This window comes from Acinetobacter sp. ANC_7634 (genome assembly GCF_056779875.1).
The window spans coordinates 23,736-47,025 of the sequence record NZ_JBWYIT010000008.1 but is presented as its reverse complement, the minus strand read 5'-3'; the positions used below and the strand labels follow the sequence as shown (position 1 = coordinate 47,025).

21 protein-coding genes and 1 tRNA gene are annotated in these 23,290 nt (G+C 37.6%); 11 read left to right on the top strand and 11 right to left on the bottom strand.

The window, feature by feature from the left end; all coding sequences use genetic code 11:
* Positions 1-145: 145 nt before the first annotated feature.
* On the bottom strand, positions 146-880 hold the full coding sequence (locus tag AC1M9A_RS09465) for a phosphoadenylyl-sulfate reductase (protein WP_035269807.1): 735 nt from the start codon (positions 878-880) through the stop codon (positions 146-148).
* A 198-nt stretch (positions 881-1,078) separates the two neighbouring features.
* On the opposite strand from AC1M9A_RS09465, the gene thrH reads away from it, so the two are divergent.
* Entirely contained in the window at positions 1,079-1,696 is a 618-nt protein-coding gene (thrH, locus tag AC1M9A_RS09460) for a bifunctional phosphoserine phosphatase/homoserine phosphotransferase ThrH (RefSeq protein WP_481610095.1), read from the top strand.
* 51 nt (positions 1,697-1,747) lie between these two features.
* Here thrH and AC1M9A_RS09455 read toward each other — a convergent pair whose 3' ends face one another.
* From AC1M9A_RS09455 to AC1M9A_RS09435, 5 genes are all read right to left on the bottom strand, one after another.
* Positions 1,748-2,935 carry an OmpP1/FadL family transporter gene (locus AC1M9A_RS09455; protein WP_092767001.1) on the bottom strand — a complete coding sequence of 396 codons (1,188 nt, stop codon included), beginning with the start codon at positions 2,933-2,935 and terminating at the stop codon, positions 1,748-1,750.
* Positions 2,936-3,230: 295 nt separating this feature from the next.
* Positions 3,231-4,595: an OmpP1/FadL family transporter gene (locus AC1M9A_RS09450; RefSeq protein WP_092767002.1), complete on the bottom strand. Its 1,365-nt coding sequence runs from the start codon at positions 4,593-4,595 to the stop codon at positions 3,231-3,233.
* A 335-nt stretch (positions 4,596-4,930) separates the two neighbouring features.
* Positions 4,931-6,181: an OmpP1/FadL family transporter gene (locus AC1M9A_RS09445; RefSeq protein WP_481610094.1), complete on the bottom strand. Its 1,251-nt coding sequence runs from the start codon at positions 6,179-6,181 to the stop codon at positions 4,931-4,933.
* Positions 6,182-6,400: 219 nt separating this feature from the next.
* A tRNA-Arg gene (locus AC1M9A_RS09440) sits at positions 6,401-6,476 on the bottom strand.
* A 69-nt stretch (positions 6,477-6,545) separates the two neighbouring features.
* The gene (locus AC1M9A_RS09435) at positions 6,546-7,895 is read right to left on the bottom strand and encodes an amino acid permease (protein WP_481610093.1); all 1,350 of its coding nucleotides are present in this window, start codon (positions 7,893-7,895) and stop codon (positions 6,546-6,548) included.
* Positions 7,896-8,217: 322 nt separating this feature from the next.
* On the opposite strand from AC1M9A_RS09435, the gene prpF reads away from it, so the two are divergent.
* The 3 genes from prpF (at position 8,218) to AC1M9A_RS09420 (ending at position 11,649) form a co-directional block, all read left to right on the top strand.
* Positions 8,218-9,405, top strand: a complete 1,188-nt coding sequence (prpF, locus tag AC1M9A_RS09430) for a 2-methylaconitate cis-trans isomerase PrpF (RefSeq protein ID WP_481610092.1) — start codon at positions 8,218-8,220, stop codon at positions 9,403-9,405.
* A 234-nt stretch (positions 9,406-9,639) separates the two neighbouring features.
* On the top strand, positions 9,640-10,602 hold the full coding sequence (locus AC1M9A_RS09425) for a GGDEF domain-containing protein (RefSeq protein ID WP_481607713.1): 963 nt from the start codon (positions 9,640-9,642) through the stop codon (positions 10,600-10,602).
* A 135-nt stretch (positions 10,603-10,737) separates the two neighbouring features.
* The gene (locus AC1M9A_RS09420) at positions 10,738-11,649 is read left to right on the top strand and encodes a polyprenyl synthetase family protein (RefSeq protein WP_092767007.1); all 912 of its coding nucleotides are present in this window, start codon (positions 10,738-10,740) and stop codon (positions 11,647-11,649) included.
* A gap of 35 nt (positions 11,650-11,684) precedes the next feature.
* On the opposite strand, the gene putP is transcribed toward AC1M9A_RS09420, so the two are convergent.
* From putP to AC1M9A_RS09395, 5 genes are all read right to left on the bottom strand, one after another.
* A complete protein-coding gene (gene putP / locus AC1M9A_RS09415; RefSeq protein ID WP_481596299.1) occupies positions 11,685-13,175 on the bottom strand; it encodes a sodium/proline symporter PutP in 1,491 nt (496 codons plus the stop codon).
* Between the two features lie 168 nt (positions 13,176-13,343).
* Entirely contained in the window at positions 13,344-14,198 is an 855-nt protein-coding gene (locus tag AC1M9A_RS09410; protein ID WP_035268029.1) for an SPFH domain-containing protein, read from the bottom strand.
* A gap of 24 nt (positions 14,199-14,222) precedes the next feature.
* The gene (locus AC1M9A_RS09405) at positions 14,223-14,696 is read right to left on the bottom strand and encodes an NfeD family protein (RefSeq protein WP_481610091.1); all 474 of its coding nucleotides are present in this window, start codon (positions 14,694-14,696) and stop codon (positions 14,223-14,225) included.
* Positions 14,697-14,782: 86 nt separating this feature from the next.
* Positions 14,783-15,712: a patatin-like phospholipase family protein gene (locus tag AC1M9A_RS09400; protein ID WP_051586590.1), complete on the bottom strand. Its 930-nt coding sequence runs from the start codon at positions 15,710-15,712 to the stop codon at positions 14,783-14,785.
* A 74-nt stretch (positions 15,713-15,786) separates the two neighbouring features.
* A complete protein-coding gene (locus AC1M9A_RS09395) occupies positions 15,787-16,404 on the bottom strand; it encodes a lysophospholipid acyltransferase family protein (protein ID WP_481591646.1) in 618 nt (205 codons plus the stop codon).
* 137 nt (positions 16,405-16,541) lie between these two features.
* Here AC1M9A_RS09395 and AC1M9A_RS09390 point away from each other — a divergent pair, with 137 nt between their 5' ends.
* The 7 genes from AC1M9A_RS09390 (at position 16,542) to AC1M9A_RS09360 (ending at position 23,196) form a co-directional block, all read left to right on the top strand.
* Positions 16,542-17,828, top strand: coding sequence for an MFS transporter (locus AC1M9A_RS09390; RefSeq protein WP_481610090.1), 1,287 nt, complete (start codon positions 16,542-16,544; stop codon positions 17,826-17,828).
* A gap of 110 nt (positions 17,829-17,938) precedes the next feature.
* On the top strand, positions 17,939-18,658 hold the full coding sequence (locus AC1M9A_RS09385; RefSeq protein ID WP_481610126.1) for an HAD family hydrolase: 720 nt from the start codon (positions 17,939-17,941) through the stop codon (positions 18,656-18,658).
* A gap of 140 nt (positions 18,659-18,798) precedes the next feature.
* On the top strand, positions 18,799-19,707 hold the full coding sequence (locus AC1M9A_RS09380; protein ID WP_180028101.1) for an AEC family transporter: 909 nt from the start codon (positions 18,799-18,801) through the stop codon (positions 19,705-19,707).
* A 125-nt stretch (positions 19,708-19,832) separates the two neighbouring features.
* Entirely contained in the window at positions 19,833-20,345 is a 513-nt protein-coding gene (locus AC1M9A_RS09375) for a hypothetical protein (RefSeq protein WP_481610089.1), read from the top strand.
* Positions 20,346-20,457: 112 nt separating this feature from the next.
* Positions 20,458-20,676: a hypothetical protein gene (locus tag AC1M9A_RS09370; RefSeq protein ID WP_481596292.1), complete on the top strand. Its 219-nt coding sequence runs from the start codon at positions 20,458-20,460 to the stop codon at positions 20,674-20,676.
* 298 nt (positions 20,677-20,974) lie between these two features.
* Positions 20,975-21,313: a hypothetical protein gene (locus AC1M9A_RS09365; RefSeq protein ID WP_481591651.1), complete on the top strand. Its 339-nt coding sequence runs from the start codon at positions 20,975-20,977 to the stop codon at positions 21,311-21,313.
* Between the two features lie 95 nt (positions 21,314-21,408).
* Positions 21,409-23,196, top strand: coding sequence for a cholesterol oxidase substrate-binding domain-containing protein (locus AC1M9A_RS09360; RefSeq protein ID WP_481609029.1), 1,788 nt, complete (start codon positions 21,409-21,411; stop codon positions 23,194-23,196).
* Positions 23,197-23,290 lie beyond the last annotated feature (94 nt).

The window sequence follows — 23,290 nt, the reverse complement described above, 5'->3', positions numbered from 1 at the left end:
AAATTTCTAAAATTGTTTTTTAGAATTATCAATCCAAGAGATCAGTATAGACGTATTTGTTGGAGGGGGCATAAATTTTTTTAATGAATGGTCAGTACAAAAAAGCCACTTTAAATCAGTGGCTTAAAACTTTGTGAGACAGTTTTTACTTTTTTAAATTACCTGAATGTAAACCACATTCTTTATGCGTTGCTTCTTCCCACCACCAACGACCTTCACGCTCGTGCTGATTTGGAAGTACTGGACGCGTGCATGGTTCACATCCAATTGAAATAAAACCTTTTTCATGCAATGGATTATATGGAATTTCCATCATGCGAATATAATTCCAAACGTCAGCACTCGTCCAATTCGCCAAAGGGTTGTATTTAATGAGTTGTTTACCTTCACCTGAAAAACCTAGATCAGCTTGAATCACTGGAATTTCAGTACGTGTACCCGGACTTTGATCTTTACGTTGACCCGTGATCCAACCATCAAGTGTTGCTAACTTTTTACGAAGAGGTTGAACCTTACGGATACCACAACACTCTTTATGATCATCTTGATAAAAGCTAAACAGTCCTTTTTCGTTGACCAGATTCTGAACAGCTTCAGCTTCCGGGAAACATATTTCAATGTTGATATTATAGTGCTTACGAACAGTCTCTATAAATTGATAAGTTTCTGAATGCAAGCGACCTGTATCTAGACTAAACACGCGAAAAGGTTTACCTAAATTTGCAGCCATATCAATCAATACAACATCTTCAGCACCTGAAAATGAAATGGCAATTTCACCTGTTTGATTTAAAGCTAAGGCTATAATTTCCGAAGGGGATTTATCTTCATACTCTGATGCAAGTGCATCAATTAAATCTATGCTTGGAATGGTAGTCATGAGAATCCTGGCGATATAGGCTTGGAAACAACAAGTCCTATATTAAAATATTTGATGTATATTTTAGTTGAATTCAGAGATTTATCTTATGAAATAAAAATAAATACTTATGAATAAAATAGATTTAAAAAATTACATCGATATTCGGCAATCTTCGGCTATGATATTGCAAATTTTATTAATGCTGAGGGCAGTATCATGGAAATCGTTTGTCTAGATCTTGAAGGCGTTTTGGTTCCTGAAATTTGGATTAATTTTGCAAAAAAAACAGGAATTAAAGAGCTTGAAGCAACAACTCGAGATATTCCAGACTACGATGTGCTCATGACTCAGCGTTTAAATATTCTTAAACAGCATCGTTTAGGTTTAAATGACATTCAAGCTGTTATTGCAGATATGGGACCGTTTGAAGGCGCTAAGGAGTTTGTCGAGTGGGTACGTACTCATTTCCAACTCATCATTTTATCAGACACGTTCTATGAATTTGCTCATCCATTGATGAAGCAGTTAGGTTGGCCTACGATTTTCTGTCACAAATTAGAAACTGACGAAAATGGTATGATTACAAATTATAAACTACGTCAACCTGATCAAAAACGTAAAGCAGTGCAAGCTTTACACGGTTTAAATTTCCGTGTAATTGCTGCAGGCGACTCGTATAACGATACTACGATGCTCGGTGAAGCAGATCAAGGTTTCTTATTTGATGCGCCGGATAATGTAATTGCAGAATTCCCACAATTTCCTGCGATTAATGGTTATGCTGCATTGAAAGAAGCGATCCGCAACGCTTCTGTACGTGATATTCCAGCCTAAATTATTACTTTGAAAAAAGGACGCTTTAGCGTCCTTTTTTTATAACAATTGTTAGAATCGATACCCGATTTTCATGCCATAACCTAATGCATAATTGTTGCTGAATTCTCCAACATTTATGCCACCCGTTTGAGCAGTTGCATCGCCTAACCAGAAATATTTAACACCAGCTTGAATAAAGCTTTGCTGTGATGGGTTGAATTGACCACCTAAGCCTACACTCCAATAACCTTCAGTTGGACCTAAAGTGGTTACAGGGTTTCCAGCTCCAGAGTCATAGCCTACAGTTGTGGTTGCTGCCCATTGATCATTAAATTTATGTGCAACACCTAAGGTTGCAGAGTACTGATCATCAGAATACGAAATGAGGTCCTGTCCAACTAATCCAAGTAATTTAGGTGTAACCGTAAATTGATCCCAATGAACCCAACGCAGGTTAGCAAACGCCAAAGTGTTTGTTGCAATTCCAGACTGTAAATCAATATTTACAGATTGTGGAGTAACTGCTTCAGTTACTGCAGCGATCTTATCTAATCTATTAAACTCAGGCTTTTTTAATGCATCGGCGTAAAGTGGAAGGAGCGAGGTTTCATTCGACTGAGCTTTGTGTTTAATCTCAGAGCGATAAGTGATAGATGCTTTTAATGCAATTTTTGGAATTTGGTATGCAGTACCTGCAATCCAGCCGTAAGCTTCTTTTTGGTCTACATGGATGTTATAGCCATTTAAGACTTGGTATGCACTACCTTTCAAATTGATATCAGCTTCAACTGTTTGCCATACTGGACCAGCATAAAAATTCCAATTTTCAGTGGGTTGATAACCAATGAGTGCAGTTAAATTTTGTGTCTTAACTTCAACTGATGTACCACTTAAACTATTGCCAAATGATTGATTTTTAGCATCGTATAATGCATCTGCACCAAAAGGCTGATCGTAAATTAATCCTAAAGAAACTTGGTCAGTAATCTGTAGTTTAAGAGCAGTGTTTACAAAATAATAATCACTGCCCATATCGGTAATTTTTTCGCCTGTTAAATCCTGACCAGTGATTTTATTAATCACTGTGGAAGAACCTTTAACGGTGGGATCTAAAACAGAAATGCCAGCTTCAGCATAATTACCTGATTGGAGAAATGCTGAAATCGACTGACCTGAACGATCTAATCCTGCGGCGTAAATTGAAGTTAATGGGAGCGTAGATAATAAGACTGAGTATGAAAGTACTTTAAATTTCATGATGTTCATCCATGAATGCCATATGGCGAAAAAATTGCATGAAAAATAACATAAATAAAAAAAGAGTAAATACTCGGAAATGATTGAAATATAATCAAATTTATATTGCTTCATCATCAAGTTATGAGATTAAATAATTATGTCCATGTTTTTAAAAAGTATTATTGAGCAAAAAAGGAATTGTAGTTTGAGTCGTTTTCTTATTTTAAATGATGATATAACAGACAATTAATTTATACTTGTATAAAAATAAAAAAAGACCACATGATTGTGGTCTTTTTTTATTGATGAATGATTAGAATTTATAGCCGATTTTAAGACCATAAGCTAAAGCGTCATTGTCTTCAAACTTTCCTGCTGCGCTATGTGCACCTGTCTGAGCATCAGCATCACCTAACCAGAAGTATTTAACACCACCTGCAATAAACGTAGCTGGAGTAGGGCTATATTGAAGACCTAAACCTACATTCCAATAACCTTCTGTTGGTCCAAGTGTCGTTACAGGATTGCCTGCACCTGAATCCCATCCAACTGAAACATTACCAGCCCATTGCTCGTTAAATTTACGACCTACACCTGTTGTTACAGACCATTGATCTTTAGAATAATCAACTAGATTAAATCCATTAGGTTTGCCCAAAGATGGTAATAATCCACCAGCAAGCTCTGATAATTGACCAAATTTATGAGGGCGTATAGAGAAACTTGACCAGTCTACCCAACGGATATTAGCGAAAGCAACCGTGTTAGCCATAATGCCAGATTGTAAATCTAAATTTACAGATTGTGGTGTAGTGATTTTAGTTTCACCAGATGAATTAAGACCTGCTAAAGCTGAACCTGGTAATGCTCCAGAAGCCACTAGTAAAGAACCTAGTGGCGCAATGAGAGGAATACTTTCATTAACATTGACTTTATGATCAATTTCGGAACGATAAGTAATCGATGCTTTAAGCGCAATCTCAGGAATTTGATATGCTGCGCCAGCTAACCATCCAAAGGCATTGTCTTCAGGAATATCAGCATCATAACCATTAAATAAGCTATATGCTGAACCACGAAGTTTTACGTTACCTTTAACTGTTTGATAGACTGCACCACCATAAAAGTTAAAATTTTCTGTAGGTTGGTAGCCTAAAATCAGTGATAAGTTTTGAGTATCAACTTCGACAGATGTGTTTCCAGTTATTTGAGTTCCTAAACCGATTGCAACTGGTAATCCAGTAGACGGATCTGTGATTACAGGTATACCGTTAAAGCTTCCTGTTGGATTAGCAGTCACTACTGGTAATCCATTTGTCAAAGCAGTTCCAGGTAATACACCATCGGCTGGGCTAGCGACAAAATTATTTGTTCCTGTGTATTCAGCATCTGCACCAAAAGGTTGATCATATAAAAGACCCACTGAAATATTATCAGTCGCTTGTATTTTTAAAGCTGCGGTAGGGAAGTAGTAATCACCAGCCATATCTCCAGTATGATTACCCGATAAATCTTTACCAGAGACAGATGGATCTAAAATTGAGATACCTGCTTCAAAGTAATTTCCTGGTTGAAGGAATGATGAAATAGATTGTCCAGAACGATCTAATGCAGCAGCAAAAGTGCCTGATGATGCTAAACCGAATAATACAGCAGCTGATAATTTTGTTAATTTCACTTGAATTTTCCCTGATCTTCTTCAATGAATTATTTTGTATTTTCCAATTGAATTGAGGATTAGTTATCTTAAACTGATCCTAAATCTTATGTTCACAAAATAACACATTAAGAATCAGAGTAAATACTCTAAGGAAATAAATTTATAATTGAATTTTAATTCTGATAAAAATAATAGGAATTTTATTTTTATATAAATTATTGAATTTATGAATTATTTAATTTTGAATGACAGTATCTTATCGTTAATTTATAAATGAACTATACAGTCAGTCAACGGCATTCATGATTAAATAAAAAAGAGCACTTAAGTGCTCTTCAAAAAATGAATAGAGTTTAGAAACGATAACCCATTTTTAGGCCATATGCCCAAGCATTGTTATCTTCAAACTTACCCACTTCACGACCAACAGATCGGCCATCAGCATCTCCTAACCAAAAATATTTTACACCGCCACCGATAAAGGTTGCAGGAGTAGGGCTAAACTGAGCACTCAAACCTAGATTCCAGTAGCCTTCTGTTGGTCCAAGTGCGGTTACTGGATTCCCAGCTCCAGAATCCCAACCTGCGGATAATGCACCGCCCCATTTTTCATTAATCTTACGACCAACGCCAACCGTTGCAGACCATTGATCTTTATCATATTCAATAATATTTTGTCCTTGACCAGTAACAGCTTGTGTTAACAATCTAAATTTATCAATATCAATTTTTAGACCTCCCCATTCAACCCATCGAACATTTGCAAAAGCAACGGTGTTTGCCATGATGCCTGTTTGAAAGTCTAAATTAACTGATTGTGGAGTGCTGATTTTAGTATTCTGAGAAGGTGTATTTAATGCCCCACTCGAATCTAAATTTTTAAGATTAGTTAGTACTTGAGCTACTTGAGGTCCAACTATGCTCTCAACAATAAAACTAGGATAACCAAAATAACTTGAATAAGCGTTTATCAAACCATTGGCATCTTCTGTAGTTTCCAAACTATGGTCAATTTCAGATCTATATGTTAAGGATGCTTTTAACGCTATTTCAGGGATTTGATATGCAACACCAGCTAACCAACCATAACCTTCATCTCTTTTAAAATGAGCCTGATAATTCGCTAAACTAGATAAAGTTAAATTACCTCTCACATCCTGATATACACCACCGCCATAAATATTCAAATTTTCATTAGGTTGCAACCCAACAATAGCTGATATGTTATTTGAATTTACTTTAACCTCTGTTGAAGAGAGAGGAAGTGTACTATCTGGCAGTAATCCTGGAAGTAATCCATCTGTGTAATAGGCTGATGCTCCAAAGGGTTGATCATAGAGTAAGCCGAAAGAGAATTTTTCATTTAATTGCAGTTTTAATGCAGCACTTGGGAAGTAATAATCCTCAGCCATATCACTGATATTTCCAAGTTGGTTTTTACCAGATACATCAGGGTCAATAATGGAGATACCAGCTTCAAAATAGTTATTCGGTTGTAAAAATGCTCCTATCGATTGACCTGAGCGATCCATAGCGGCTGCATAAGCCCCAGAAATCGGTAATAAAGCAAATAATACAGATGCACTGATGGTTTTTAATTTCATGTTATCTATCCTTAGATAATGTGAATTTTTAATTTAATAGAATTTTTTTAGTTATTTCCTTAAGAGCTGATAAATAAACGATTTATGCTAAAATGTTTATTTTTTACTCTACAAACAACATATCATAAAGGTAATGAGATGCAACAAAAATTTGACTGAAATGACATTATTTTTTTTATTTTGGGTCAATTTGTTGATAAGTGTATTAATCTTAGAAAATGGTGCGCCCTGCGGGACTCGAACCCACGCCGGTCACTTAGGAGGCAACTGCTCTATCCAGTTAAGCTAAGGACGCATACTAATCTGATCAAAAAATTTTTGAAAAAAAGTTATTGCTTAGCAATAACTTTTTTAATGCGTCTTACTATTTTCGGTAAAGTAATTTAAATAATACCAACATCAGGATAATCCAGATCGGAATCATGATCACAGCACCGCTTAAGCCCTGAGTCCACATGATGTAAAGCACGACAATAATAAACCCAAGAACCAAATAGTTACTGGCTGGTGACCATAGAGCAGGAAATTTTGAAGTGGTATTTGACAGTTTCATCGCTTGTTTAAATTTCAAGTGAGTCAACGCAATCATCGCCCAGTTAAGTACTAGAGCACCAACAACAATATAAATTAAATTACTTAAAGCATCTTCAGGTGCAAAATAGTTTAATAAAACACATCCGAAAATTAACACCGCTGACAACAATACTGCTGGAACAGGTACACCTTGTTTATTGGTTTTTTCAAAAATTTTAGGGGCATTACCTTGTTTTGCTAAACCAAAAAGCATACGGCTATTCGCGTACATTCCACTGTTATATACCGATAGCGCAGCAGTCAAAATAATAAAGTTGAGCAGGTGAGCAGCCCAATCAATACCCAGTTGACTGAAGATCATTACGAATGGGCTTTTATCTAGACCACCAAGTTGTAGTTGATTCCATGGAACTAAAGAAAGAAGAATTGTAAGCGACCCAACATAGAAAATCAGAATACGGAAAACAACTTGATTAATTGCTTTAGGAATCGTTTTCTCTGGATTTTCAGCCTCAGCTGCCGCCATACCAATCAGTTCAATGCCACCAAAGGCGAACATCAGGAATGCCAACATGAAGAATAAACCTTCGAATCCATGAGGGAAGAAACTACCGTGAGTCCAAAGATTACTGAATGATGCAGTAGAGTCAGATCCTGCTGTAAACAACAAGAATAGACCGAAGACAATCATCGACACGACAGCTGCTACTTTAATAATAGACAGCCAAAACTCTGATTCTCCATAAAATTTAACATTACAGAGGTTAACTAAGGTAATGATAATAAAGAAGAAAAGAACTGATGACCAAGCAGGAATGTGAGGCCACCAATAGTTAATATATTTTGCAACAGCTGTTAATTCGGTCATCGCGACCAAAATATAAAGAATCCAATAGTTCCAACCTGCTAGGAATCCAGGAAACTTACCCCAATATTTATTTGCAAAATGACTAAATGATCCAGCAACAGGTTCATGAACAATCATTTCGCCTAATTGGCGCATAATTAAAAAAGCGATTAAACCACCAATTGCATAACCCAAAATAATAGATGGGCCGGCAGATTGGATCACGTGTGCGGAACCTAAAAATAAGCCTGTACCAATTGCACCACCCATAGCGATTAATTGGATATGACGATTCTTTAAGCCACGCTGAAGTTGTGAAGACTTGTTATTCAAAGTATTCAGCCCGACGATTGAAATAAGTTACAAGATTGTAATAGATCAAATTGCATTAGCCTAGTACGTCAGCGTTCATGAATGTTTTTTATGATTTTAATAAAATAAAATTATTATAGAAAATTGATTTAATTATTTTTTAATCAATCATTTAATTTTATTAGAATTTATTTTTGTGAGAGTGAATTAAATTTAATCTATCGTAATTGATGGAAATTCATACCATAGTGTTAAGTGCTCATGTTCACATAAAAAATCATTTATACTGTGTTGAACTAAAAATCACGATTGATAACAAATATTAAAAGAGAAGGAATGAGCTATGAGTTCAACACCACAAATTAAAATTCCAGCCACTTATATGCGTGGAGGAACGAGTAAAGGTGTTTTCTTTAACTTAAATGATTTACCTAAAGAAGCTCAAGTTCCAGGTAAAGCAAGAGATCAGATCTTATTACGTGTGATAGGAAGCCCTGATCCTTATGGCAAACAAATCGATGGAATGGGTGGTGCTTCATCTAGTACCAGTAAGACAGTCATTCTCTCTAAAAGCGCTCAATCTGATCATGATGTAGATTATCTTTTTGGACAGGTTGCGATTGATCGACCATTTGTCGATTGGAGTGGCAACTGTGGCAATCTTACGGCAGCAGTAGGCTCATTTGCGATTTCAAATGGTCTCGTGAGTGCAGAAAAGATTCCAGAGAATGGGATTTGTACGGTAAAGATTTGGCAGGTCAATATCCAGAAATCGATTATCGCGCATGTCCCAATCACAAATGGTCATGTTCAGGAAACAGGTGATTTCGAGCTTGATGGGGTAACATTTCCAGCTGCAGAGGTGCAAATAGAATTTTTAGATCCCGCAGATGATGGAGAGGATGGGGCTGCAATGTTTCCCACAGGAAATGTGGTTGATGAGCTGGAAGTCCCAGATATTGGTCGCTTTCAGGTGACGCTGATTAATGCGGGTATTCCAACTATTTTTATGTGTGCTTCAGACTTAGGGTATGAAGGAACTGAACTTCAGGATCATATCAATAATGATGTCGAGGCCTTGGTCAAGTTTGAAAAAATTCGTGCTTATGGTGCTGTAAAGATGGGTATTATTCAGCATATTGATGAAGCGGTTCAACGTCAGCATACACCTAAAATTGCATTTGTATCTGCGCCTAAAAATTACATCTCATCTAGCGGAAAAGCAGTACACGCTGATGAGATCGACTTGACGGTTCGTGCTTTATCTATGGGTAAACTACACCATGCCATGATGGGAACCGCAGCTGTAGCGATTGGAACCGCCGCTGCAATTCCTGGAACATTAGTCAATTTAGCCTCAGGTGGTGGTGAAAAAAAATCAGTCAGATTTGGGCATCCTTCTGGAACACTCAGAGTAGGCGCTGAAGCGGAGAAAATTAATGACCAATGGACGGTAAAAAAGGCCATTATGAGTCGCAGTGCTCGAGTACTCATGGAAGGATGGGTGCGAATTCCTGGCGATACGTTTTAAGATGAAAAAACCACTTTCGAGTGGTTTTTTTACGCGCTTAAAATATGTGATAAGTATACTAAATTAGTCTGAAAGCATTACTAACAGTACGATTCACTCATAAATAAATAAGACTATGACAATTTTGACATGTTATATTAAGGAAATAAGTCAACGTGATTATATTCACCGAATTCATAAAATTAAGTTGCTGAATAGCCTTCGCTCCACGAATAATTAAAATGAGAAAGACCAATGAAGAAGGATAATAATTTTGAGCAGGATACGCCCAAGATTGATCAAGAGTTTCTAAACCAAATTCATGCTACAAATAAATTAGATTTGGTATCCGTGATTGCCAAAATCCCTGTGCCTGTGGCGCTAGTTCAGCATGATGGTGTCTTTATTAGTGCAAATCAATTATTTGCTGATATCTATGAGAGTGATGCACTCTATTTACTCGGAAAGAAATTAGGTTTCGTATCAACAACTGTTTACCAATTATTTCAAGATGCGCTGCAATTGTTTCGACATGATTCACGCTTATACAAAATTGAAAATGAGTTCTATTCAAAAGGGCATTTTTTTCAAATTTATTTTAGTGCTTTAAGAGATAAATCATCCTCTTTGGATTGCGTGTTGATCGTATGTGCAGATATAACAAAATTGAAAAGACGTGAACGTGTCTTGATCCAAAATAATAAAAGGTTGTTTGAAGAGCTATATTTGGACCCTGTGACTGGGATGAACAATAAGCTGGCATTTGAACAGTTTTTAAAAGATCGCTTCCTTATTCAAGATCGGAAGAATTATTCTTTTATCAAGTTTGAAGTCGAAAATTTTAAAAAGTTTAATCAGCTCAATAGTTATACCATTGGCGATGAAATTTTGAGTCGTATTGGATCTCTGATTAAAGAGGAGTTGAATCAAGATTTAGCAGAAGTCTATCGTTTGAATTCTGCAAGTTTTATCTTGGTGATTCAAGAATCGACTCCTTGGAAAATTCTCACCATTGCTGAACGGCTAAAACAAACATTGGTCCGTGAAAAAATTTATTTCGATCCTCAAGAGGATGAGGTACTCACGTGTGCGATTGGGATTTTTCATCCTAATTGCCAGAAAATGTACTCAGAAAAGCAAATATTAGAAACCTTAGATCGTGCTGTTGACATTGCACATGTATTGGGTCGAAACTCGATTCATGTGTTAGATGAATAGTCACTCTTCATTTAAACTATCACTAAATAAAACAAATCAGCATTGTGTTTTGTAGCAATCACAATTGGTTGTAGAATAAGGACAATTTTATATATACCGACATGAAACGGTATAACTTGAGGTTCAAAGACGGCAGTGACAGTACATATCTCTGTGAATAGTGAAGTATTACAACGTGCTCAACAGCAAATCCAACAGGATTTGAAAATTGCCCTAGATGCATTTTTCATTCCAGAGCCATTGAAAAGTGCTGTAAATCATGCAGTCATGTTAGGTGGAAAAAGGGTTCGTCCAGCTTTAGCGTATGCAACAGCAGAATTAAGTGAAGATCATAAAAATTTTGCTGCTGTGCGACGTGCAGCAGTTGCAGTCGAGTTAATTCATTGCTATTCACTTGCTCATGACGACTTACCATGTATGGATAATGATTTGTTGCGTCGTGGTCAACCAACTTGCCATGTTGCATATGGTGAAGATACAGCACTACTTGCAGGAGATATCTTGCAGTCGATGGCATTTGAGGTTTTAGGAAGTCGCCTTTTTGATACACAAGTCACTGTAGATCCTTCTATTGTGTTGAAGCAAATGCAGATATTGGCGACATCATCTTCTAAGATGGTTTGTGGTCAAGTCCTAGATTTGCAAGCGGAAGGCAAGAAAATTGATCAGGAAGCATTGGAAAATATTCATCGTAATAAAACTGGTGCACTGATTCAGGCCGCAATCATGATGTCAGCAGTGACAGTGATGGACGGTGTAGATGCAGGAATACCGAAATTGCGTGAATTTGGTCAGGCATTAGGTTTAGCATTTCAAGTACAAGATGATATTTTAGATATAGTTTCGGATACTGAAACGCTTGGAAAGACCGCTGGAAAAGATGAACTTGTAGAAAAATCAACATACCCAGCTTTATTGGGCTTAGATGCTGCAAAAGAATATGCAAATAAGCTTCATCAGCAAGCCATTAGTGCTTTAGATTATTTTGGTGATTCGGCATCTGAACTTAAGCAGATTTCAGCTTTTTTACTTGCTCGAAAAAGTTAAAAAAAAAGAGGACTGAAAGTCCTCTTTTTCATTTGTTATTTTGTCGCTTTATATAATCGGTCTGCTTCGTCAAATCGGTCAGTAACATCTGAGGTCGGTTGCTTACCTAATAAACTCACAACAATGATTGCGATGAGGGAGCAAATAAAGCCAGGAATGATTTCATAGATTCCAGTATCAGCCCAAATATTTTTCCATACAATAACGGTCACTGCACCAATGATCATCCCCGCCAAAGCGCCATTTAATGTCATGCGTTTCCAGAATAAAGACAGAATAATGAGCGGGCCAAATGCTGCTCCAAAGCCTGCCCAAGCGTAGGCAACTAGACCAAGTACTTTAGATTCAGGGTTTGACGCTAAAACAATCGCAAGTAAAGCAATCAGTAGCACCATCAAGCGACCCACCCAAACCAGTTCTTTTTGAGAAGCAGTTTTACGGATGAAAGATTTATAAAAATCTTCGGTTAAAGTGCTTGAACAAACAAGAAGTTGACAACTCAATGTACTCATTACCGCAGCCAAAATGGCAGCTAATACAATGCCGGCGATCCATGGGTTAAATAGAACTTTCGTTAACTCCATAAATACAGTTTCAGGGTTAGCATTCACAATATTAGCGAACTGTGGATTTTGCTGAAAATAAGCAATACCGACATATCCAGCAGCCACTGCACCACCAAGGCACAGAATCATCCAAGTCATACCAATACGACGAGCATTAGGAATCGATTTAACTGAATCAGCAGCCATAAAACGTACGAGAATATGAGGTTGTCCGAAATAGCCTAAACCCCAAGCCAGTAATGAAATAATTGCGACGGTACTTAAGTTACCCATTAAACTGCTTGCTTCTGGTCGCGCTGCTTCAAGTGCTAGATTCACTTGAGATAAATCGGAAAAAGTCAGTAAAGCCACGATGGGGGTAAGCAATAAGGCAAAAATCATTAATCCCGCTTGGATGGTGTCTGTCCAAGAAACAGCTAAGAACCCACCAATAAAAACGTAACTGATCGTTGCAATTGCACTAATCCAAAGGGCAGTGCTGTAAGAAAGATCAAACATACTTTCAAATAATCGAGCGCCTGCCACCATGCCTGAAGCACAATAAATGGCAAAGAAGATTAAAATGACAAATGCAGAAACGATTCGTAGAATTTTTTTCTGATCATTAAAACGATTGGAAAAGTAATCTGGGAGTGTAAGGGCATTGTGTTGAACTTCAGTATGAACTCTGAGACGTCCTGCCACTAACAGCCAGTTGAGCCATGCACCAATAATTAAACCAATTGCAATCCACATTTCTGATAGACCGGAAAGATAAATAGCACCTGGCAAACCCATAAGTAACCAGCCACTCATGTCAGAAGCACCAGCTGAAAGGGCTGTTACAAAACTTCCCAAGCGTCGTCCACCCAAAATATAATCTGAAAAGTTCGTGGTCGCTCGATACGCGATTAAACCAATCACGACCATGGCGACAATATAGAACAAGAAAGTGATTAAGGTGGGATCAAAGGTGCTCATACAATTTCCATGATGCAGTTAGACGATAGATTGTTTTCATGCAATCTTTCAGGATGCGAAATTTAACCATAAATTTAAAATAAATGCTGAAGAATTGAATCTTGAGTCATATCAATAACAAAGGCAGCCGAAGCTGCCTTTTTAAATTTTGAAGAGTGTTTGAGCGATTTAAGGATTATTACGACCCATTACCCCACGAATCGTATTCATGATGTCAGCAGGCAATACCACAGTTTTAGCATTATTAGATTTAGCCATATCCTGCATTGCTTTTACATATTGTTCACCAAGTAGATAAGCGACAGGGATCTCTTTGTCGCCTACAGCATTGGTAACCATATTAATGGCTTTTTCTGAAGCTTCAGCGAGTACAACTTGAGCCTCAGCATCGCGACGTGATGCTTCAAGACGACCTTCAGCTTCAAGAATCGCAGCTTGTTTTTCACCATCAGCACGTGTCACTGTCGCACGACGCTGACGTTCAGCTGCGGCTTGGGCTTCCATTGCGGATTGCATTGTACCTGATGGTTGAATATCTTGGATTTCAACCGTTTTAAGCGTAATTCCCCAATCTGAAATATCATCAGAAATTGCTGCTTTTAGCTTCGCTTTAATGTGATCACGTGAAGATAAAGCATCATCCAAGTCCATTTCACCTACGATTGAACGTAAAGAAGTTTGGACAAGGTTTTGGATTGCCCAAGTATAGTTTTCGATACCGTAGACTGCTTTTTCTGGTGTAGTAATGTTGATATAGGCAACAGCGTTCATTAAAAGAACTGCGTTATCTCTTGTAATCACTTCCTGAGATGGAATATCGAGAACGATATCTTTTGTCGTGACTTTATATGCGACTTCATCAACATAAGGAATCACAAAGTTTAGACCTGGACTTAAGGTTGTATGGTATTTACCCAGACGTTGTACGATCCATTTATAGCCTTGAGGAACAATACGAACCCCTTTAAAAATAGTGATCCCGACGAATGCCAAAAATGCGATGGCAATAATTGAACCAGACATTTCTACTCCTTTAAGAATTATTGTTTATAACGGTGAGTTGAGGTTACTGTGCGCTTGAACGACCAGCTCATTACCTAAAATATCTGTAACTCTGACACGATCACCGACCTGAACAGGGTTCAGTGTTCTGCAATTCCATTCGTCAGAGCCGAGAACTGGAAGCTGAAACCGAACTTTGACTAATTCAGGTTCATGACCAATTTGAATCACCATCCCAACTTGTCCGATTGTCGCTTCACGTGAGAGCCCCGCTTTAGTCTTATCAACGGAAAGTGGTTTAATAAATTTAAACCAAATCACCGTACATGAAATCGATAGGACAACCCATAAAATAATTTGAGCTGGAAGCCCCATAGAAGGAAATAGCCACACCAGTATGCTAATAATGACTGCAGCTATACCAAACCACAGTGCAGCAAAGGCCGGTAAAATGAGCTCAGACAGGATGAGCAAAATACCTAATACAAACCAATGCCAAGGTTCAATCAATAAGTCCATACATCTACTCTAATCGTTATCTTGTTATAGACGAAAACATCTATATCAAGATAACAGACTAGGGCAGAGAAGCCTATAAAAAATGCTTAAAAGCGAGCTGTTGGTGCAGGTTTGAAAGCAGCAGGAGATTTTTTGAAATTGGCAATTGCGGTATCTATTGATTTAATTTTCAGTTGCGCTGCTTTCTCACCTTCAAGTATTGCCTCATTGCTGGCTTTCAAATCCAAAGTTCCTAAATGGCCAACTTTTGGCTGAATCACGACTGTAGCTGCATTGAGTTCAGTATTGATACTTTGTTGACCCATAATATTAATCGTTTGATCCAACAGTCCCCACATGCTCATCGGCTTATTGCCTGCAGGGCGTGCAGAAATATCAACTGCTATCACAATATCTGCACCCATATTTTTGGCAGTTTGAACTGGAATTGGACTCACGAGTCCACCATCAACATATTTGGTTTTGCCAATCGTTGTTGGAACAAAGACGTTAGGGATACTACATGACGCTCTTACGGCTTGACCTGTATTACCTTTGACGAAATCAGCGCGTTTACCATTATCTAAACGTGTGGCAACTGCAGCAAATCGAATCGGGAATTGTTCAATCGGTTTGTTCCCAACCTGTCGATTGACATAATCTTGGAGCTTTTGACCGAGGACCACACCCTGTCGATTTAAAGTTAAATCACGAATATCGGACTCTTTCAGCTGAAGTGCAATTTGCTGTAGTTGATAGGGAGATTTGCCTGAAGCATAAATACTACCGACAAAACTTCCAGCACTTGTACCCGTAACAATTTTGGGTTTTATACCATGAGATTCTAAAACCTTTAATACACCAATATGCGCAAAACCTTTTGCACCACCACCGCCTAGAGCAATGGCGATCACTGGCTCGCGTGCTTGAATTTGAGTGGATTGTGTAGGATTTTTTACAGTAGAGTTACAGCCTGATAGCGCCAATAAACTCAGGCCAATGAAGCTGATTTTGGGAAGATTGAGGAGCAATGACATAGACATTAATCTGCTAAAAAGTGTCAAAATTTTAGGCATATCTCAACAGATTGCTGTCTATTTTTCTAGCATTTTTACAAAAGTTCTTTAAAGGGTAATGCTAAACGACTTATATTTTTAGGAGAAATTTTTCCACGATAATATTCTAATATTTTGTGCAGATCAGATTCATAGTCTCCCGTCATTTCAAGGCTTCCTAAACATCGTATGACTTTATGATCATAGTCAAATGCAAACATTACCACTGGTATATTTGCACCTAAGGCAATGTGATAAAAACCGCTGCGAATCTTTTTAGCACTTTTTCGTGTACCTTCAGGTGCCATTGCCACCCAAATTTTATCTCGTTCATGAATAGCTTGAACAATTTGTTGAGTCAAGCCTTGGGGGGTATCGCGTTTTACCGGAATCACCCCGATCCATTTGAGTAAGTGTTTGAGTGGAGATTTGAACAGACTATCTTTTCCAAAGATTGTGACTTCAATACCAATGCCAAGCATCGCGAGAAAGGCATACAGTCCATCATAATTTGATGTATGCGGGGACACAATTGCGACAGCTTTGGGAAAATTTGGAAATTCTCCTTCAAAAGACCAGCCTTGTCGAAGATAAAGCTGTTTGAACGCTGCTCGACTCAACGTTGAACCGCGTTGAGGAACTTGTGATGGTAATTTTGGAAATCTATTGTTCATTGTGCGTTGTATAATTGCTTATTAAACTTATTATAAAGACCTTGTGTATGAGATACATTGGCAGAATAAGAATCAAGTGACAAGGACATCTCAATACGGATTGATTAAGAAAACATCAGTTGCAGGACACCTCTTTCATGTCACCAAATACCAAAATGTATGTGCTTTTATTTTCACTCTATTGGGCGCAAGGATTGCCAGTAGGATTTATGACACATGCTTTGCCCGTGATTCTGCGTGCTGAAGGTGTTTCCTTAACGCATATTGGTGGATTTGGATTGCTGATGGCTCCGTGGGCACTCAAAGTTTTATGGGCTCCATTGGTTGATCGCCATCATTTGTTCAATCAAGGGCGTTACCGCAGTTGGATTATACCCACTCAGTTACTCACAATGATTACGCTGGTTATCTTTTCATTTATCCCCATTCAATCACTGAATCAACCTCAATATCTCTTTGGATTTTTCGTGGCACTGTTGATAATGAACAGTATCGGAGCGACTCAAGATATAGCAACTGATGGCTTAGCTGTGAATATTCTAAAAGGCGAACAACAGCATCTAGGCAATATGTTCCAAGTGATTGGTTCAAGATTGGGCTTTATTGTGGGAGGCGGTGCGATATTGTGGGTATTAGATGCATTGACATGGCAAACCACTTTTTTATGCTTGGCTGTTTTGGTGGCATTTAATACGCTACCCGTATTATTGTATCGTGAGCCTCAACATGATTCACAAAGTATCAATAATCATCAAGATGATGATTCATCATCTAAAACTCAAAGTTTCGTGAAAGCTTTAAGTCATTACTTAAAATATTTTTTTCAAAATCGAGAACTCAGACTTTGGTTTTTTGTATTGTGTAGCATTAAAGTGACGGATGGATTGTCTGGACCCATTCTTAAACCATTGTTGGTCGATTTAGGACTATCTAAGACGCAAATTGGTGTCAATGTGACCATGCTTGGAGCATTTGCTGCTTTGATCGGAGCAGGTATTGCAGGTTGGCTACTTAGGTTTTATTCGCGTCAAAGTGCTTTAATTACTTTTTCACTGCTTAAATTATTGAGTCTCATTGGATTTGCATGGTTATCGCATTATGAGGCGCGACCTTCTGAATTGAACGTCGTGTGGATCTATATCATCAATGCTTTAGAAGATATGTTCGCTGCGATGTTATTGGTGATTATTCTAACCATGGTGATGCAATACAGTCGGAAAGAATTTGCAGGAACAGATTTTACTTTCCAAGTCGCATTGATGGCTTCCATTGCGGGAGCACTGTATACCGTGAGTGGCATATTAGGCGATTGGCTCGGTTATACCTCATATCTCATTTTGATCTGTATATTAGGATTATTTTTGTTCATACCGATTTTAGTATGGAGTCGGTATACAGCTCAAAACAAACATCAATGGAATTAGTCTGTAATCTATCTTTTATTCATTTTCATGCTTAGGATGAAATAAAAATGAATAATCGAGATTACGGAGAGTTGATAGCATGGGCAAATGAATACACTCCTCTAAGCACTATGAAAATTCAAGCTGTTATTTTTGATTTGGACAATACACTGACACACCGAGATTTAAGTGTTCAAACTTTTAGTCGGGCATTATTTAATACTTATAAACAGCAAATTGATCAATCTGCCTCGTCTGCGCAAGCTGAGATTCTCGAAACGATTCGATATATTGATCATGGTGGCTATCCCATCCGAGAAAGAATGACTGCACCTACCATTGGTGGTTCAGTCGCTCATGCATTACTCAAGCAGTTGAAATGGAAAAAAGCACCAGAATTAGATGAATTAAGTGACTATTGGTTTAATCAATTTGGACTAAACGCAGTCATGATGCCAAATGCTATTCAGACGCTTGATCAGCTTAGAAGCGAAGGATTTAAGTTGGCAATCATTTCGAATGGAGGACATTTTACTCGACACAAAATTATCGAAGGTCTAGGAATCGCGCATTATTTTGATGTGATCATGAGTTCTGAGAAGGCAGGTGTGTCAAAGCCTCAAGCAGAAATATTTCATATGACTTGTCAACAATTAGGAATTGCACCTGACCATTGTCTTTATGTTGGTGATCATCCAGTGAATGATTATTGGGGTGCTACTCAGGCTGGATTAGATGGACTATATTTGGCGGGGTTTCACCAATCCTTAGCTGAACATCAACCGCCGTTAAATAAAACAATTCAGACTTTGCCTGAAATTTTAGCGTATAAAAAACAAGTCAATGCATGATGTAAATGATGAATTTTTGAGACGATCAGCTTGATGCAGTGTAATATAAAATGATCAGTTCAAAATGCATGCAATAAACCACTGTGGTTGATTGAGCGTATTAGGGCTGAGCGATCTGCACTCGATTAGGCTCATCATTTATGTACAGCATTGTTTTATCCTTAGTGCCGCTGATAGGGCTCATATTAATTGGATATTTTCTTAAACAGAAATCGTATTTAACAGACGAGTTTTGGGCGGGTGCAGAGAAACTTAACTATTTTGTGTTTTTTCCTGCCATGCTTTTTGGTAATTTGGCTCAAGCTGATATTCATATGGAGATGGTGAGTAAAATTTTAGTCATTTTACTCGTGGTCTTTCCAATTGCTTGTGCAGTTTTATATATTTTAAAAAGAATTTTTCAGACCCCAACACGAAGATTTGGAGTCTATGTTCAAAGTAATGTACGTTTTAATACCTATATTGGTTTAGCAGTTGTTGCTTCGCTTTTTCCAGCAGAAGGCATGACGATTTTTGCATTACTGTTGGCGATCAGTATTCCTGTTGTGAATATCATCTCGGTATTGGCACTGACCGATCATGAAAATATGAATTTTCGCGCAGTGATTATATCGTTACTCAAAAATCCTTTAATTTTAGGTTGTCTGGTTGGGGTGCTCTACAATGTATCCGGGCTGCCATTATGGAAGGGTGCAGAGTCATTAATTTACCAACTTGCGATATGTAGCTTACCTATGGGACTAATGTGTGTCGGTGCTGCATTGCAATTTGTGGCTCTTAAAAAAGAATCATTTCCGCTAATGATCAACACGCTATCGCGTTTATGTTTAATGCCGATTTTGGCTTGGTTGGTCTGTAAAATGCTGGGCTTCAATGCTTTAGAGACGCAAATCTTTATTTTATATTTTGCATTACCAACGGCTTCAGCTGCTTATATTCTGACAAAAGTATTGGGTGGTGACAGTCAATTAATGGCTGGCGTAATTAGTCTGCAAATTATCGGTGCTGCAATCACACTACCCATCGTTCTGACTTTAATATTGCACTAAAACTCAGAAGTATAATTCCAAATATTTAGAATCATTTGAAAGCTTATCGATTCAATTTGAATTAGATTATGTATTTGTGTTGAATTATGAGAAAATGCAAGATTAAGTTGAATTGAAGTACTCCCATGACACACCACAATGCTGAATCTTTAAGTGATATCGAAATTTTAGATATTTTGCAGTCAATGAAATCTGACGAACTTAATGTTGAGGCGAATAAACTGATTCGAAGTGGTGGTAAAGAGGGGCGTCAGGAAGCACATAAAAAAGCCTTGGTTGCATTACATCAATCTTTTGAAGAAAAGTTTGTTGAAGCAGTGACACTTGCGCTAGGCTTAAATGAAGCACAAGCAAAAAAAATTAAATATAAAAAAGACAGAATTCGTATTCTTAAAGCGCGTGGTATTGATTATCTTGAGATTGATGGTGCTGAAACAGCACAAGTTTTATCGCAGGTTGCACAGGCGATTACACGTGAAGAAGCAATCGTAACGCATGATCTACACAATATTTTTCCATTTTGGAAAGAAGGCTGGCCAATGGTTCAGTTAGATAATGCGTATGCTATTTTAGCTGAAGACATTAATATTCATTATCAAGCAACTTTAGATATACTTTTAGAAATCTATGGTCGTTAATACTTTATTATTTAAGTTAAACAAAAAATTGAAAACGTAGTTCAGTGAATCAACTGGCTGAAAACCGATTTAAGTAACAGACTTAAATCGGTTTTTTCTTTTACCATCAACCATGGTGTTGTTCTACTCGGACATTGCACTGGGATACTTTTTTAATCTGCCCGCTGTATTAGGATTCTTTATCGGAATTGCTGCAGATACTATGACCCCCTATGACAGTTATACAACCATACTTATTGCTTTGTATTCAGTTTTGCTTTGTCTTGGTGCTGACTTTTCAAGTGCTATTGCTCATGATGATCATGGTGTATTTTGGATTAGTAAATATTAAGACCTTCTAAAATAGACCTTAAAATTTAGTTTTTTATTGCCATGTCTGTAATGCTCCTAAATATTCTATCAATGGTGATGAACGGGCCAATGATGTATCTATCATTTGAAATTGAACAGTTATTTTCGATAAAAATAGTCGACTAGATTATCATAAATAATGTTAAATAAATCACAAAATAATTAAAAAACGTTAGTTGTTTGTCATTAATACTACATATTTCATCCTGTATATTAAAAAAATGCTTAACAAAAGTTAGGTGTATTTAACATAAATTCTTTATAACGAGGTTTTAATCATGAGCTTAGTTGAATTAAAGCAAGAAGAAATCAATGAAGTATCTGGTGCTGGAACATTGATTGGTGACTCAATCATCCACGGTGTGAACTTATTCAATCAAACACTTAATTCAAAACTGATTTCATCAGTTGGTGTTGTATTTAGTGCAGTAGGTTTAGGGCTAGTACACCAAGCTGCTGATACTACTGGTTTAGTGGCATCAAAAACATTAATTGGTCTAGGTCGTGCACTTGGTGGCGATGTAGATGAAACTCCAAACCATTACGAAAAAGAAAAGGCAGAAGGTCAATATAAACTTCTTCCGACTTTGAATGGCGTTCGTGCTTGGCTCTCATAAGTTTTAAATAAAGTGTTAAAGGCAGACTGGTCATGAGTACTGGTCTGCTTTCAGTAACAGAAATAATAAAGCTAAAACTTTTGGTGGCTATAACAATGCAAAACTCATCAGAACAAATAGATCACGATAAAAGAAACTTTCTAAAAACAATGGGTAGCTTAGCTGCTGTTGGTGCTGTTTCAGCATGGTTCCCAACACAAAAGGCAGAAGCTTGGTTTTTTCCTTTACAAGAAAGATTGGTAAATTTCCCAACTGAAATCTCAATTTTTAAACAGGAATATGAAAATTGGTCTGGGGAATCTCGTTATGAAAATGCATGGACAGCATCACCCAGTAATCAAGAACAAGTTTTAAAAGCGATTAATTGGGCTTATCAAAATGGTTATAAAGTCAGAGCCAAAGGGATGTCACATAATTGGTCACCTTTATTGTTGGATGATCAAGACAAGATTACTAAAATTTTATTGATTGATATGCCAACGCATATCAACAAAGTCAGTATTGATGCAAACGGTATTGTGACTGCCGAAGCAGGCATTCAAATGGAAGCATTGTTAACCGCAATGGAATACCGTAATCGTGGATTTGTGGCAGTGCCAGCACCTGGAGATTTAACTTTGGGTGGTGTGTTGGCCATCGACGGTCATGGCACAGGTGTACCTGCCGTAGGGGAAATAAAACAAGAAGGTCAAACTTATGGTTCGATCAGTAATTTAGTGGTATCGATCACTGCTGCTGTTTTCGACCAACGAGAAGGTCGATACGTTGCAAAAACCTTCCTGCGAAATGATCCTGAAATTCGTGCATTTTTAGTCCATATAGGTCGTGCATTTATTTTATCTGCACAATTACAAACGTCAAAAAATCAATATATTCGTTGTGAAAGCTATACCGACATTCATATCAATGAGCTATTTGCTCAAGATAAGCATGCTGGACGTACCTTCTCACATTTCCTGGATAAATCTGGTCGTGCAGAAGCAATTTGGTTTCCATTCACCGATTATCCTTGGTTAAAAGTTTGGACTGTTACTCCGTATCGTCCTTTGACTGCTCGACAGACAGTCAAACCATTCAATTATTGGTTCTCAGATAATTTAATCAAACCTATTACAGATTTAATTCATAAAATCATCGTCAATAAAAGTACTTATCTCACGCCAACCTTCGGTTTTACTCAGTATGAAATCTCTAAACTAGGTTTAAATGGTACGCCATTATCTGGAATCACGACGATTTTGACTGGTGGTTTGGCTTCTACTCAAACTTATGATTTATGGGGAACGTCAAAAAACGTTTTACTGTATGTCAAACCAACAACTTTGCGTGTTACTGCAAATGGCTATGCTGTCATTACCAGTCGTGCAAACGTTCAACGGGTTATTGCTGATTTTTGTGATTATTACGGCATTAAGATGAAGCAATATCAAAAAATGGGTCGTTTCCCAATGAATGGACCTGTTGAAATTCGAGTTACGGGCTTGGATCATCCAGAAGATTCAATTGTTCACGGCGCTCAAACAGCAGCATTATCAGCCATTAAACCTTGTCCTGATCATCCCGAATGGGACTGTGCCGTTTGGTTTGATATTTTAACCTTGCCAGGTACGCCATTCTCAGCGCAATTTTACACAGAAGTTGAGGAGTGGATGTCACAACGTTATCAAGGTGATTCTTTGATGCGACCAGAATGGTCTAAAGGGTGGGGCTATACCAATCAAAAAGCTTGGGATAGTTCAACTTATATCGATTACGAAATTCCACGCGTCCATGCTCAGGGTCAATCTAATCATTTAACTATTCAGTCGAGTAGTCATATTTTAAAGCAATATGATCCTCATGCTTTGTTCACAGCACCTTTAGTCAATCGAGTTTTGAAATAAAACAAGATGAACGCTTCGTTTTTAATCTATTGAAATCAGTATCCAACTGAGTTTATTCAAAGCAGATTTAGCTGAGCGAAGTGTGGGATAGAAC